The 13,591-nt window shown below is 68.2% G+C and carries 11 protein-coding genes and 1 tRNA gene; 3 read left to right on the forward strand and 9 right to left on the reverse strand.

Annotation, left to right across the window (positions count from 1 at the left end):
- Positions 1 to 60: 60 nt before the first annotated feature.
- The 9 genes from clpX to dnaK all read right to left on the reverse strand — a co-directional run bounded on the left by clpX (position 61) and on the right by dnaK (position 10,851).
- Positions 61 to 1,305 carry an ATP-dependent Clp protease ATP-binding subunit ClpX gene (clpX, locus tag IPJ78_16385; GenBank protein ID MBK7908125.1) on the reverse strand — a complete coding sequence of 415 codons (1,245 nt, stop codon included), beginning with the start codon at positions 1,303 to 1,305 and terminating at the stop codon, positions 61 to 63.
- Positions 1,306 to 1,479: 174 nt separating this feature from the next.
- On the reverse strand, positions 1,480 to 2,100 hold the full coding sequence (clpP, locus tag IPJ78_16390) for an ATP-dependent Clp endopeptidase proteolytic subunit ClpP (GenBank protein ID MBK7908126.1): 621 nt from the start codon (positions 2,098 to 2,100) through the stop codon (positions 1,480 to 1,482).
- Between the two features lie 26 nt (positions 2,101 to 2,126).
- Complete coding sequence (gene tig / locus IPJ78_16395; protein MBK7908127.1) at positions 2,127 to 3,371, reverse strand: trigger factor; 1,245 nt, start codon at positions 3,369 to 3,371, stop codon at positions 2,127 to 2,129.
- A gap of 147 nt (positions 3,372 to 3,518) precedes the next feature.
- Entirely contained in the window at positions 3,519 to 4,454 is a 936-nt protein-coding gene (locus tag IPJ78_16400) for a carotenoid biosynthesis protein (GenBank protein ID MBK7908128.1), read from the reverse strand.
- Positions 4,445 to 5,443 carry a phytoene/squalene synthase family protein gene (locus IPJ78_16405; protein MBK7908129.1) on the reverse strand — a complete coding sequence of 333 codons (999 nt, stop codon included), beginning with the start codon at positions 5,441 to 5,443 and terminating at the stop codon, positions 4,445 to 4,447. Before IPJ78_16405 ends, IPJ78_16400 begins: the two co-directional genes overlap by 10 nt.
- Positions 5,443 to 6,915 carry a phytoene desaturase gene (locus IPJ78_16410; GenBank protein MBK7908130.1) on the reverse strand — a complete coding sequence of 491 codons (1,473 nt, stop codon included), beginning with the start codon at positions 6,913 to 6,915 and terminating at the stop codon, positions 5,443 to 5,445. The genes IPJ78_16405 and IPJ78_16410 overlap by 1 nt, the downstream gene beginning before the upstream one ends.
- 86 nt (positions 6,916 to 7,001) lie before the next feature.
- Positions 7,002 to 7,083: transfer RNA gene (locus tag IPJ78_16415), tRNA-Leu, on the reverse strand.
- Positions 7,084 to 7,195: 112 nt separating this feature from the next.
- Positions 7,196 to 8,767: a trypsin-like peptidase domain-containing protein gene (locus IPJ78_16420; GenBank protein ID MBK7908131.1), complete on the reverse strand. Its 1,572-nt coding sequence runs from the start codon at positions 8,765 to 8,767 to the stop codon at positions 7,196 to 7,198.
- Positions 8,768 to 8,916: 149 nt separating this feature from the next.
- On the reverse strand, positions 8,917 to 10,851 hold the full coding sequence (gene dnaK, locus IPJ78_16425) for a molecular chaperone DnaK (GenBank protein MBK7908132.1): 1,935 nt from the start codon (positions 10,849 to 10,851) through the stop codon (positions 8,917 to 8,919).
- A gap of 160 nt (positions 10,852 to 11,011) precedes the next feature.
- Here dnaK and IPJ78_16430 point away from each other — a divergent pair, with 160 nt between their 5' ends.
- The 3 genes from IPJ78_16430 (at position 11,012) to IPJ78_16440 (ending at position 13,588) form a co-directional block, all read left to right on the forward strand.
- Positions 11,012 to 11,785, forward strand: a complete 774-nt coding sequence (locus IPJ78_16430) for a rhomboid family intramembrane serine protease (protein MBK7908133.1) — start codon at positions 11,012 to 11,014, stop codon at positions 11,783 to 11,785.
- Between the two features lie 157 nt (positions 11,786 to 11,942).
- On the forward strand, positions 11,943 to 12,554 hold the full coding sequence (locus IPJ78_16435; GenBank protein MBK7908134.1) for a DUF47 family protein: 612 nt from the start codon (positions 11,943 to 11,945) through the stop codon (positions 12,552 to 12,554).
- A 2-nt stretch (positions 12,555 to 12,556) separates the two neighbouring features.
- Entirely contained in the window at positions 12,557 to 13,588 is a 1,032-nt protein-coding gene (locus tag IPJ78_16440) for an inorganic phosphate transporter (protein MBK7908135.1), read from the forward strand.
- The last annotated feature ends 3 nt before the right edge of the window (positions 13,589 to 13,591 follow it).

Here is a 13,591-nt window from a genome sequence, read left to right on the forward strand (position 1 = left end):
ACCGGATGACGAGCGGGTCGACCGGTTTGCCGGCCGACCCGCTGGAGGGAGCCGCGGGGCTCACGCCTCCTTCTTCTGTCGCTTGGCCGAGATCTCGAGGAACGGCGGCTGCTTCTGCGTCACCGTCGCTTCGGTCACGCGGACCTCGATCACGTCATCGCGGCCGGGGAGATCGAACATCGTGTCGAGGAGGAGCTCCTCGAGGATCGCGCGGAGTCCGCGCGCACCGGTGCCGCGCTGGATCGCCTTGCGCGCAATGGCCCGCAGCGCCGCGTCGTCGAACGTGAGCTGCACGTCCTCCAGCTCGAAGAGGCGCGCGTACTGCTTGGTCAGCGCGTTCTTCGGCTCCTTGAGGATCTGCACCAACGCGTCCTCGTCGAGCCCCTGGAGCGGCACCGCGACGGGGAGCCGGCCGACGAGTTCGGGGATGAGCCCGTACCGGAGCAGGTCCTCGGGCTCGACCTCGTTGAAGACGTTCGTCTTGGACGTGACGACCTTCTCCGCCGCCTCCGATCCGAACCCGATCTGCCGGCGGCCGAGGCGCGCCTCGATGATCTTCTCGAGCCCGTCGAACGCCCCGCCGCAGATGAACAGGATGTCCTTCGTGTTGATCTGGATGTACTCCTGCTGCGGATGCTTCCGCCCGCCCTGCGGCGGCACCGAGGCGACCGTGCCCTCGAGGATCTTGAGCAGGGCCTGCTGCACGCCCTCGCCCGAGACGTCGCGGGTGATGCTCGGGTTCTCCGACTTGCGCGCGATCTTGTCGATCTCGTCGATGTAGACGATGCCACGCTCGCATTCGGTGACGTTGAAGTCGCCGGCCTGGAGCAGGCGGACGAGGATGTTCTCCACGTCCTCGCCGACGTAGCCGGCCTCGGTCAGCGTCGTCGCATCGGCGATGGTGAACGGCACGTCGAGGATGCGGGCGAGCGTCTGGGCGAGGAGCGTCTTGCCGACGCCGGTGGGGCCGAGGAGGAGGATGTTCGACTTGTCGAGCTCGACCTCACCCTCGCGCTTCGCCCCGCTGTTGATGCGCTTGTAGTGGTTGTACACCGCGACCGCGAGTGCCTTCTTGGCCCCTTCCTGCCCGATCACGTACTGGTCGAGGACCCCCTTGATCTCCTGCGGGGCGGGGACCTGCGTGACCGTCTCGGCGACCTCCCGCTCCTCATCCTCCGCCAGGATCTCGTTGCAGAGCGCGATGCACTCATTGCAGATGTAGACGGACGGCCCGGAGATGAACTTCCGGACGGCGTCCTTCGACTTTCCGCAGAAGGAGCAACGCAGGTGGCGGTCGTGAGACATGGAAGCCGGGAGAGAGGTGCGGTGGAGCGGAGTGGTGCCAGCGGCGCGACGGCGTGTCAGACTGCGACTGCCGAACGACGCCCCATACCCTGATGGGTAACAGTCTCGGCAGGGTCGGGCAAGCGAAAAGACCGGGTGCTTGTGAATTCTTTCACAAGCACCCGGGTGAATCCCTTACTTGGCCGCCGCGAGCGCCGCCGCCTGCTCCTCACGGCTCGTCACGACGAGGTCGATCAGGCCGTAGCCCTTGGCCTCCTCGGCGCTCATGAACCGGTCGCGGTCCACGTCGCGCTCCACCTGCTCGAGCGGACGGCCGGTGTGCTTCGCCATCAGCTCGTTCATCTTCGCGCGGAGGTAGATGATCTCGCGCGCCTGGATCTCGATGTCCGAGGCCGTGCCGGACGCCCCGCCCGACGGCTGGTGGATCATGATCCGCGAGTGCGGCAGCGCCGACCGCTTGCCCGCGCGGCCCGCCGCCAGGAGGAAGGCCCCCATCGACGCCGCGAGCCCCATGCAGATCGTGTTCACCGGCGACTTCAGGAACTGCATCGTGTCGTAGATCGCGAGCCCCGCCGACACGCTGCCGCCCGGCGAGTTGATGTAGAGATGGATGTCCCGCCCCGGGTTGTCCGCCTCGAGGAAGAGCATCTGCGCGATGATCATGTTCGCCACGTCGTCATTGATCGGCGTGCCGAGGAAGATGATGCGGTCCATCAGCAGGCGGCTGTAGACGTCGTAGCTGCGCTCGCCGCGGCTCGACCGCTCGATGACGTACGGATTCGGGATGATCGCCATGGGACTCCTCTCGGGGTTCGGTTCGGTTACGCCTGTTCGACCGTGTTCTGGCCGAGGAGCCAGGTGAACACCCGCTCCTCGGTGATGCTACGCTCAAGCTCGCGGAGGCGACCCGCCTTCTGCAAGCTCGCGTAGAGCTGGCCCGGCTCCACGCCGCGCTTGGTCGCCATCTCCTGCACGCGATCGTCGACGTCCGCCTCGCTCGCGGCGAGCTTCTCGCGCTCGGCGACCGTGTCGAGGATCAGGTCGCGCCGCACCTGACGCTCCGCCATCCCGCGGATCTCGTCGGCGAACTTGACGATCTCCTCCTGCGGGATCTTGTACGCCTCCGCGTACGCCTGGATCATCTGCCTCACCCAGCTGGGCGGCAGGTCGAACGGATTCGCCTGCACGATCTCGTCGAGCAGCTGCGTGCGCGCCGCGGCGTCCGCCTCGCGCACCGCCGACTCCGCCATGTCCGTCCGCACGACCTTGAGGAACGCCTCGAGGGACTCGAAGTCGCCCATCTCGCGCGCGAACGCGTCGTCGAGCGCGGGCAGCGACTTCCGCTTCACCTCGGTCAGCGTCGCGCGGACCGGCTTCGCCTTGCCGCGCTGCGACTCGTCGGGGAAGTCCTCCGGCCACTTCACCGTGCGCTCCACCGTCTCGCCCTGCGCCATCGTCATCACGAGCTCCTCGATCGCCGGGATGGCCTGACCGGCGCCCATCACCAGGCGGTACTCCTTGCCCTCCGGGATGGTGCCGTCGTCCTCGGCTGTCGCGAGCGTGACCGTCACCAGGTCGCCCTCGTTCGCCTTCCCCTCGACGGGCGCCCAGGTGCCGCGCTGCTCGCGCATGCGGTCCATCTGCTCGGTGACCTGTTCCTCGGTGACCTGGTCCGACGGGCGCATCACCCGGAAGCCGGAGAGCTTCTCGAGCTTGAGCTCCGGGCGCACCTCGCAGTGCAGCTCGAAGCTCAGGCCGTCGTCCTCCCCGAACTTCACGTCGTGCGCATGCGGCTGCGTCACGAGCTCGAGCTGCTCCTTGGCCAGCACCGCTTCGAAGGCCTCACGGAGGAGCGCCTCCACGGCCTCCTGGTCGATCGCCTGCGCGTACTGCTTCTTCACCATCGCGGTCGGGGCCTTCCCAGGGCGGAACCCCGGCACCCGGACCTGCTTGGCGACGCGGTTCGCGGCCTTGTTGCGCGCCTCGGCGACGCGCGCCGGCGGAACGGCGACCTGAAGGCGGCGCTCGGCCCCTTCGCTCTTGGTGGCGGTGATCTGGATATCCATATGACTCAGTGACGCGTGAAGGACGGGGGTCAGGGCACGAAACCCCGCCGCCGGAGCCCGGCAGCGGGGGCAACTATAGAGCGAAAAGTAAGGGGTGCACCACGGGGGGCCAAGTGCGCGGGAAGCCCCCGCCCGGCGACTGTGACGCTATGCCGCGGCCTGCGCCGCGGGAGAACCCGGTGCCGCTGGTGCCCCCGCCGGGCGACCGGCCCGAATGGCCAGCCAGAGCGGCAGGCCCATCGCCACGAGCCCCCCGACGGCCGCCATCCAGTACCCGTGCCGTGCCGTCACCGCGATCGGCATGATCCCGTTGGTCGCGTAGAGCACGAGCGGGAAGGTGAACGGCGCCACGGTCCGGCTCCAGACCGTCGGGGGCACGATCGCCAGCATCAGGCGGCTGATCACCACGCCCGTGACGTACCAGCCGATCCAGTTCGAGATCGGCATGCCGTAGAACACCGGCGTCACCAGCCAGCCGGGCACCCAGCCGGGTACGCGCTGGAGGTCCCAGCCCCAATGGAACGGGCGCACGTTCGTCATCTGCACTTCCATCGCGACGTCCCACGCGGTCAGGAACGCGCCCGCGAACAGCGCCCACTTCCACCGCGACTTCGCCGAATCGTCCGACGCGAGCAGGCGCCCGCAGATCGCGAGCGAGCCGTACAGCATGTAGTACCACGAGATCGGGATCGGATACGGGACGTCGCCCATGATCCGGTGGCCGAGCATCTCGGTGTAGTGGTACGGGCCGAACGGCAGCCCGATGTTGGTGCCGCCGAGCTCTGAGGCGAGCGCCACCGACGACGCGAGCGCGGCCACGAGCAGGGCGCGGCCGGTGCCGAACCGCGGCGCCGAGTGCGCGAGCGCGGCGAAGGTCCCGAGCAGGATGTAGACCTGACCCGAGTACGCCCAGCCCCACTCGTAGACCCGCTGCGTGTAGGGCCCCTGCATGAACGAGGGGAACTCGCCCGCGAGGATCGTGACCATCGCCAGCGTCGAGAAGACGATGAGCGCGAGGTGCCCCGCGAGCATCCCGTGGGCGGCGCGGTCGAACGGAAAGGTGGTGTCGTCGGTCAGGCGCACAGGATCATCTCCTCGGGGCGGGAGAGCACGCGCTCGCCCCATTCGATGGCGGGGCCGTCCACCCCCGCCGGCGGCGGCTCGGCGCCGGAGCGCCAGACGCTCCAGAGGAGGCCGGCGCGCGCGAGGTTGCCCACGCGCGCGCGCACGGAGAACGAATCGTAGCCGTTGCGCTCGATCGCGCCGAGGATCGCCGCATAGCCGTCGGCGCAGGCGCGCGCGCAGCGCTGCGAATCGGGCGCGAGGAGGGCGATCCCCGGCGAGGCCGCGCGATAGAGCGCGCGCGCCCGCGCGACCTCGTGGCGCATGAGCTGGCGCCAGCGCGGATCGTCCTTCAGCGTCGGGTCATGCAGCACCCGCTCGGCGCTCAGGCCGAAGGTCTCGAGGTCGGCGTCGGGGAGATAGCAGCGCCCACGCCCCGCGTCCTCGCCCACGTCGCGCAGGATGTTCGTGAGCTGCATCGCGACGCCGAGCGTGCGCGCGTACTTCACGGCGCGTTCGCGCACCGCCTCGTCACCGGTCACGCCGAAGATGTAGGTGCACATCGACCCGACCGAACTCGCCACGCCTTCGCAGTACCCGGTGAGGTCCGCCCAGGTCGGGTAGTGCGCGGGTTGGAGATCGCAGGCGACGCCGTTGAGCAGTTCCTCGAGGACATCGGCGGGTACGTGGAAGTCGCGCACGCACCGCCACAGCTCCCGGAAGATCGGCCCCTCGGGGCGTCCGGCGAGCGCCTCCGCCACGCCCGCACGATACAGGTCGAGCTCGGCCGTCAGGAGCGACTTGTCGCGCCCCTCCGCCCGGTCCACGATGTCGTCCGCCAGGCGGCAGAACGCGTACACCGCGTAGGCTCCCCGGCGCTTGCGCACCGGGAGGAAGCTGCTCGCGAGCGCGAAGGTGCGGGCGTGCGCACGCGTGATCGTCTCGCAGTGCTGCGCGTCGGCCCGCGCCAGCTCGGCGTCGGTCTCCTTGAGGAAACCCGGGAGCACCATCAGGCGGCGTCCCCGATGAGTTCGGCGACGATCTTCCCCGAGCTGATCACGCCGGGCAGTCCCGCGCCCGGGTGCGTCCCCGCACCCACGAAGTACAGGTTGGGGATGTCCTCGCTGCGGTTGTGCGGCCGGAACCACGCCGACTGGAACAGCGTCGGCTGCACCGAGAACGCGGCCCCCTTCTCGCTCGACAGCGTGTCGCGGAAGTGGATCGGGTCGATCATGCGCTCGGTGACGATGTGCTTGGAGAGGTCCGGCATGTACCGGTCCTCGAGATACTTGATGATCGTGTCGCGATACGGCTTGCCGGCGGTCGCCCAGTCCGTCGGACTGTCGAGATGCGGCACCGGGGAGAGCACATAGAAGGCATCGCACCCCGGAGGGGCGAGCGACGGGTCGGTCGCGGTCGGGCGGTGCAGGTAGAGCGAGAAATCCTTCGGCAGGGGCTGGTGCCCGAAGACGTCCTCGAGGAGCCCCTGGTAGCGGGGCCCCATGATGAGCTCATGGTGCGCGATGTCGTCGTACTTCCGGTCGGTGCCGAAGTAGATGACCACGAGCGACATGGAGTAGTCCATGCCGTCGACCTTCGCGTCGGTGTACTTGCGACGGAAGCGGGGCTTGATGAGGCGCTTGTAGGTCGCGCCGACGTCGCCGTTGCTCACCACCGCATCGGCGGTGAGCGTCTCGCCGCCGCGCAGGCGCACCCCGGTCGTCGGCCCCGAGCGTTCGTCGACGAGGATCTCCTCCACCGGGGACGAGTAGCGGATGCGCCCGCCCATGTCCTCGAAGAGCCGTACGAAGGCCTGCACGAGCGCGCCGGTCCCTCCCATCGCGAACCAGACGCCCCACTTCTGCTCGAGGTGATGGATGAGCGCGTAGATCGATGTCGTGTGGAACGGATTCCCGCCGACCAGCAGCGGGTGGAACGAGAAGACCTGGCGGAGGCGCGGGTCCGAGACCGCGGAGTTGACGATGTCCGCCACGCTCCGGTCGGCGCGCAACCGGATGAGATCGGGCAGCACGCGCACCATGTCGGTGAGCTTGGTGAACGGCTTGTCGATCAGATCCATGCCGGCATCGAACACCTGCTCGCTCTTGCGGAGGATCTTCAGGTAACCCTGCTCGTCGGCGGGATTGAAGCGTCGGACCTCGGAGAGCAGTTGCTCGCGGTCACCGTTGTACGTGAAGACGGAGCCGTCCTCGAACCGGATCTTGTAGAACGGGTCGATGGGCACGATCGACACGTAGTCGGCGGTCTTCTTCCCGCCGAGCGCGAAGAGGTCGTCGATGAGCCACGGGGCCGTGATGATCGTCGGCCCGCCGTCGAAGGTGTACCCGTCCTGGCGATAGACATAGGCGCGCCCGCCCGCCTGGTCGCGCTGCTCCACGATGGTGACGTCGTGGCCCTGCGCGCGCAGCCGGATGGCCGCCGCGAGTCCACCGAATCCACTGCCGATGACGACGATGTTCATGTGGGGTCTGAACGCTTGGCGAACGCCGTGCGGTTCCACGGCCTGATCCCGTCTGGCTTCCGCCTTCTTTCTTCCGCCTTCTGTCATGCGCGAGGTGGGACTCGAACCCACACGCCTTGCGGCACAGGATCCTAAGTCCTGCGCGTCTACCAATTTCGCCACTCACGCAGTGCGCTCGCGCGCTGGCCCTAACAATACGCCAAGGGACCCTCCGCCGGAGGGTCCCTTGGACCGGATCAGGATCGCGAGGACGCACCGTGCCGGTGCGTCCAGCCCGTGTTCAGCGCGCTTCCCGCGCCCGGACGTTCACGACGGCGGTCGTGCCGGCGCCGTCCCGCGCCGGCCGGTAGATGAGGAAGCTCACGATCTCGCCGTTGCGCACGCCTTCCAGCCCGCGCTGCAGGTCGGCGGTGCTCATCACCTTCGTCTTGGCGGGGAGGATCTGCACGATCACGTCGCCCACCACGAGGCGCCCCTCCGAAGGACTCCCGGGTTCGACCTCGGCGACGCGCACGCCGCGATACTCCTCGGGGATGCGCGCCGCGCGCACCAGCTCCGCCGGCACCGGCTCCACGGCGATGCCGAGCCGGGAATGCGTCGGCGAGGCGTCAGGCTTCTCCTCACTGCTCGCGTCGGCGACGAGCCCGTTGTCGCGCGGGGCGGCGATGAGGCGCACGGAGAACGTCTTGCGCGTGCCGTAGCGCCACGCCTCGAGCTCGACCGTGTCGCCCGGCTTCTTGCCGCGCAGCACGCGCTGGAGCGCGCTCACGCGGTCGACGGCGCGGCCGTCGGCCTTGGTGATGATGTCGCCCGGCTCGATCCCGGCGCGCAGCGCCGGCGAGTCCGTCCCGGAGTAGGCCTGGACCTTCACGCCCGTGATCTCGCGGAGCCCCGCGACCTGCGCATCCTCGGGCGTGACCTCGCCGATCGAGACGCCGGCCACCGCGCGACGGACCTCGCCATGCTGGATGAGGTCGTCCATCACCTGCTTCGCGAGGGTGATCGGGATGGCGAAGCCGTAGCCCGAGTAGAACCCGGTCTGCGACGCGATCGCGGAGTTGATGCCGATGACCTCGCCGCGCGCGTTCACGAGCGGGCCCCCCGAGTTGCCGGGGTTGATCGCGGCGTCGGTCTGGATGAAATCGGAGATGTCGTAGTTGGACCGCGCGAGCCCGGCGAGGCCGCGCCCCTTCGCGCTCACGATGCCGGCCGTGACGGTGAAGTCGAGGCCGAGCGGATTGCCGATCGCCAGCACCCACTCGCCGATGCGGACCTTCTCGTCGTCGCCGAAGGTGATCGCGGTGAAGTTGCGGCCCTCGATCTTGAGCACCGCGACGTCGGTCGTCGGGTCGCGCCCGATGATGCGCGCCTCGTGCACCCGACGGTCGAGCGTCTTCACGCGGACGCGGTCGGCGCCCTCGACGACATGGTTGTTCGTGAGGATGTACCCGTCGCGCGAGACGATGAAACCCGAGCCGCTGGACTCCTGGCTGCGCGGCTGCTGCTGCTGGGGATCGAACTGGCGGAAGAACTCCTCGAAGCCCGGCGGGATCTGTCCCTGGCCCTGGCCCGGCGTCGGCGCCTGCTGACGACGGGTGCCGGGACGGGCGCGCGGATCGCGCTCGGCCTCGATCGCGACGACGGCCGGCGTGATGTGCTCGGAGATCGAGACGAACGCATTGCTCGCGTCGGCGAGCGTCTGGACCTGCTCCTGCCGCGGGCGCGTCGAGCCCGGCGTGCCCTGGGCGAAGAGGCGATCGGTCCAATCCATCGAGGACGCGAAGAAGACCCCGCCGACGAACGCGAGTGCGCCGACGGCGAGGATGCGGGAGCGGGTGAGGCGCAGCGACATGGGAACCGAGGTCTCCGATGGGTTGTGCGTAATGTAAGTGGAACGGATGGCGGGAGACGGGAGAGAGGGCAGGGGCGGGGCGGCTGACTCTGCCCACCGCCCACTGCCCTCTCCGTTCCGTACCATCGTGAGCCGCGAAGGTTTCCCGCCTACTCCTTCTTGGCCTCGTCGACGATCTCGAAGTCGGCTTCGGCGACGTCATCCTTCTTGGCGTCGCCTGCCGGTGCCTCGGCCCCGGGCGCCGACGCATCGGCGGCCGGCGCGGACTGCGCGGCGTAGACCGCCTGCCCGGCGGCCTGGAAGGCTGCGGTCAGCTCCTCGAGCGCCGCCTTGATCTCGTTCATGTCCTCGCCGCGGTGCGCCTTGCGTGCGCGCTCCACCGCCGCGTCCAGGCGGGCCTTCACGTCCGCCGGCACCTTGTCGGCCCACTCCTTCGATTCCTTCTCGACCTGGTAGGCGAGCGTGTCGAGCCGGTTGCGCGTGTCGATCTCCTCGCGCTTCCGCTTGTCCTCCCCGGCGTTCTTCTCGGCGTCCTTCACCATGCGGTCGATCTCGGCGTCCGACAGGCCGCTCGAGGCCTCGATGCGGATCTTCTGCTCCTTGCCGGTCGTCTTGTCGCGCGCCGTCACGTGCAGGATGCCGTTGGCGTCGATGTCGAAGGTGACCTCGACCTGCGGCATGCCGCGCGGGGCCGGCGGGATCCCCGTGAGCTGGAACTTGCCGATCGTCTTGTTGTGCAGCGCGAGTTCGCGCTCACCCTGCAGCACGTGGATCTCGACCGTCGTCTGGTTGTCGTCGGCGGTGGAGAATGTCTCCGACTTCTTGGTCGGGATGGTCGTGTTGCGCGGGATGAGCACCGTGGTGACGCCGCCCAGCGTCTCGATGCCGAGCGAGAGCGGGGTGACGTCGAGGAGCAGGACGTCCTTCTGCTCGCCGGTGAGGACCGCCCCCTGGATGGCCGCGCCGACGGCGACGACCTCGTCCGGGTTCACGCCCTTGTTCGGCTCCTTCTTGAAGAAGTCCTTCACGATCTCCTGGATCTTCGGCATGCGCGTGGAGCCGCCGACGAGGATGACCTCGTCGATCTCCGACACGTTGTAGCCGGCATCCTTGAGCGCCTTCTCCATCGGCGGGATCGTGCGGCGCACGAGGTCGTCCACCAGCTGCTCGTACTTGGCGCGGGTGAGCTGGTAGTTGAGGTGCTTGGGCCCCGACTGGTCGGCCGTGATGAACGGCAGGTTGATGTCGGTGCTCATCGTGCCCGAGAGCTCGATCTTCGCCTTCTCCGCGGCCTCCTTCAGGCGCTGGAGCGCCATCGGGTCCTTGGAGAGGTCGATCGCCTGGTCCTTCTTGAACTCCGCGACGAGCCAGTCGATGACCTTCTGGTCGAAGTCGTCGCCGCCGAGGTGGGTGTCGCCGTTGGTCGACTTCACCTCGAACTGGCGGGTGCCGTCCACCTCGTAGAGTTCGAGGATGGAGATGTCGTAGGTGCCGCCGCCGAGGTCGAAGACGGCGACCTTCTCGTCCTTCTTCTTGTTCTTGTCGAGGCCGTAGGCGAGGGCCGCCGCCGTGGGCTCGTTGACGATGCGCAGCACCTCGAGGCCGGCGATCTTGCCCGCATCCTTGGTGGCCTGGCGCTGGGAATCGTTGAAGTACGCCGGGACGGTGATGACGGCCTTGGACACCGAGTGCCCGAGGTAGTCCTCCGCGGTCTGCTTCATCTTCTGGAGGATCATCGCCGAGATCTCGGGGGGCGTGTAGGTCTTGCCCTGGACCTCGACGGCGGCGAGGTCATTCTGGCCGCGGACGATCTTGTACGGGACGCGCGCGGTCTCGGTCTGGGTCTCCGAGAGCTTGCCGCCCATGAACCGCTTGATGGAGAAGACGGTGTTGGCCGGGTTGGTGACCGCCTGGCGCTTGGCGATCTGGCCGACGAGGCGCTCGCCGTCCTTGGAGAATCCGACCACCGACGGGGTGGTCCGGCCACCTTCCGCGTTGGGGATAACGACGGGGTCGCCTCCCTCCATGACCGCGACGACCGAGTTGGTCGTGCCGAGGTCAATGCCGATCACCTTGTCTGCCATTCGTTCCTCTGGGAGGTATCTTGGTGCGCTGCTGATAGCCGTCGTGGTCCGACGGGGTGAGAACTTGCCTTCAAGAACGGCAAGGGTGGGGCCAGAGATTCGCGCCGAAATGGCAGACTGCGGCGTTCGCTCCTCGTGGGCGACCTGACAAGACGACGGAATGATCCCCCTGAGTGACGAGAACCCGACGGTCCGGCCAGCCGTGATCACCATCCTGATCCTGGCGGCCATGGCCGCGGTCTGGGTGATCGTCGAGGGGGCGGGGTTCGGGGACCGGATGGTGCGGGCGATCTGCAACCTCGGCCTGGTCCCGGGGGAGCTGACCGGGCTCGCCCCGATCGGATCGGCGGTGCCGATCGGCCCGGGGCTCTACTGCGCCGTTGACGCGCAACTCGCCAACTGGGCCAGTCCGGTCGTCTCGCTGTTCCTGCACGGCGGCTGGGGGCACCTGATCGGGAATGCGCTCTTCCTCTGGGTGTTCGGGAACAACGTCGAGGATGTGATGGGGGCGGGGCGCTTCCTCGCCTTCTATCTCCTGTGCGGCGTCGCGGCGGCCGCGCTGCACGTGCTCGTCGATCCGTCCTCCCCCGTGCCGACGGTGGGCGCGTCGGGTGCGATCTCGGGGGTGATGGGGGCCTATCTCGTCTGCTTCCCGCGGGTCCGGGTCCGGATGTTCTTCTGGTTCGTGGTGTTCTACCGCGTCGTGGCGGTGCCGGCGTGGGCGGTGCTGGGCTGGTGGTTCGTGCTCCAGGTGCTCCTGGGCCTCCCCCAGCTGGTGCGTTCACGGGCCGCGACCGGGGGCGTGGCGGTCTGGGCGCATGTCGGAGGGTTCCTGGCCGGGGTGGTGCTCGTCCGCTGGTTCGCGGGCGCGGATCTCGTGCGGTCACGGCGGGCCATGTTGTTGCGGCGTGGGCTCTTGGATCACCTTGCCTGACCGTTCGTAACGGTTCTGCAACAGCCCGGAGACCGCGGAACCGGGTGTTTGCCACGCTCTCTCGGGAAGCGGTATCTTTCCGAGGCTAGCCCCCCGAGGGCGGGGTCCCCACCTCAGTCCTCCACTGCCGCAGACTCCCCACCGAACGAGCACCCCTGTGCGTTTCCTTCCGAAGGACGAAGGCTTCTTCGGCCTCTTCGATCAGCTCTCCGCGCGCCTGAAGTCCTCGTCCTCGCTCCTCAAGGAGCTGTTCTCCGAGCCGAATCGGCTCATGGAGCTCACGAAGAAGATCAAGGATGAGGAGCACGCCGCCGACGCGCTGACGTACGAGATCATGCAGCGCATCGATCGCAGCTTCGTGACGCCGCTCGACCGCGAGGACATCCACCTGCTCGCGAACCGCCTCGACAACGTCGTCGACCTCATGGACGGGACGGCGCGCCGGGCGAAGATGTACCATATCGACCAGCGCCGTGATGCGGCGATCGCGCTCACCTCGGTGCTCGTCGAGTGCTCCGACGTGATCGCGGCGGGCGTGAAGGACATCCGCAAGCCGGCCGAGGTCCACAAGGCGGCGCGCAAGGTGAAGGAGCTCGAGGAGAAGGCCGACGCGATCTATTCCGATGCCATCGAGACGCTGTTCGCCGGCCGCCCGGACGCGCTCGACGTCATCAAGTGGAAGGAGATCCTCGACAACCTCGAGCATGCGGTCGACGAGTGCGAGGATGTCGCGAACGTGCTCGAGAGCATCTCCCTCAAGAACTCCTGACCGTGGTCTGGTACATCCTCGCGATCGTCCTGGTCGCGTTCATCTTCGACTACATCAACGGCTTCCACGACTCGGCGAACTCGATCGCCACGATCGTGGGGACGCGGGTCCTGAGTCCGTTCACGGCCGTCGCCTGGGCGGCGACGTTCAACTTCCTCGCGCTCTTCCTCTTCGACACGGGCGTCGCGAAGACGATCGGCAAGGGGATGATCGACCTGGCGATCGTGAACCCGGACGTGATCCTCGCCGGGTTGCTCGGCGCGATCGTCTGGAACCTCATCACCTGGTTCTACGGCATCCCCTCGAGTTCGTCGCACGCGCTCATCGGCGGGTATGCCGGCGCCGCCGTGACGAAGGCCGGGTTCAGCGCGATCATCACTTCGGGCTGGACGAAGACGCTGATCTTCATCGTCGTCTCGCCGCTGGTCGGCATGGCCGCGGGCTGGGCGCTCATGGTGGCGACGACCTGGATCTTCCGCAATCAGCGCCCCGCCAAGCTCGACCCGCTCTTCCGTGGCATGCAGATCACGAGTTCGGCGCTCTTCTCGCTGTCGCACGGCGCGAACGACGCGCAGAAGACGATGGGCATCATCGTGTCGCTGCTCGTGACGCAGCAGGCGTACTTCGCCGACGAGACCGGCTTCCTCCGGCATTTCTATCTCGCGTCCGGCGACGAGATCCCGTTCTGGATCAAGCTCGGGGCGCACATGGCGATCGCGCTCGGCACCCTCATGGGCGGCTGGCGCATCGTGCACACCCTCGGCTCGCGCGTGACGAAGCTCCGCCCGATCGGCGGTTTCTGCGCCGAGACCGGTGGTGCGTCGGCGATCTTCCTCGCCACCTACCTCGGGATCCCGGTGAGCACGACGCACACCATCTCCGGCGCGATCGTCGGGGTGGGCGCGACGCACCGTCTCTCGGCGGTGCGCTGGGGCGTCGCGAGCCGGATGATCTGGGCGTGGGTGATCACGATCCCGGCCTCGGCGGCCGTGGCCGCCATCTCGTACCTGATCGTCGCCGCGCTCCGCGGCTGAGGC

This window comes from Gemmatimonadota bacterium, assembly GCA_016714015.1.
Lineage (GTDB): Bacteria > Gemmatimonadota > Gemmatimonadetes > Gemmatimonadales > Gemmatimonadaceae > Pseudogemmatithrix.

Excerpts from the sequence above, each read along its gene's own strand:
- clpX (MBK7908125.1), bottom strand. The coding sequence starts at position 1,305 with ATGTCTCACGACCGCCACCTGCGTTGCTCCTTCTGCGGAAAGTCGAAG.
- clpP (MBK7908126.1), bottom strand. The coding sequence starts at position 2,100 with ATGGCGATCATCCCGAATCCGTACGTCATCGAGCGGTCGAGCCGCGGC.
- tig (MBK7908127.1), bottom strand. The coding sequence starts at position 3,371 with ATGGATATCCAGATCACCGCCACCAAGAGCGAAGGGGCCGAGCGCCGC.
- IPJ78_16405 (MBK7908129.1), bottom strand. The coding sequence starts at position 5,443 with ATGGTGCTCCCGGGTTTCCTCAAGGAGACCGACGCCGAGCTGGCGCGG.
- IPJ78_16410 (MBK7908130.1), bottom strand. The coding sequence starts at position 6,915 with ATGAACATCGTCGTCATCGGCAGTGGATTCGGTGGACTCGCGGCGGCC.
- IPJ78_16420 (MBK7908131.1), bottom strand. The coding sequence starts at position 8,767 with ATGTCGCTGCGCCTCACCCGCTCCCGCATCCTCGCCGTCGGCGCACTC.
- dnaK (MBK7908132.1), bottom strand. The coding sequence starts at position 10,851 with ATGGCAGACAAGGTGATCGGCATTGACCTCGGCACGACCAACTCGGTC.
- IPJ78_16430 (MBK7908133.1), top strand. The coding sequence starts at position 11,012 with ATGATCCCCCTGAGTGACGAGAACCCGACGGTCCGGCCAGCCGTGATC.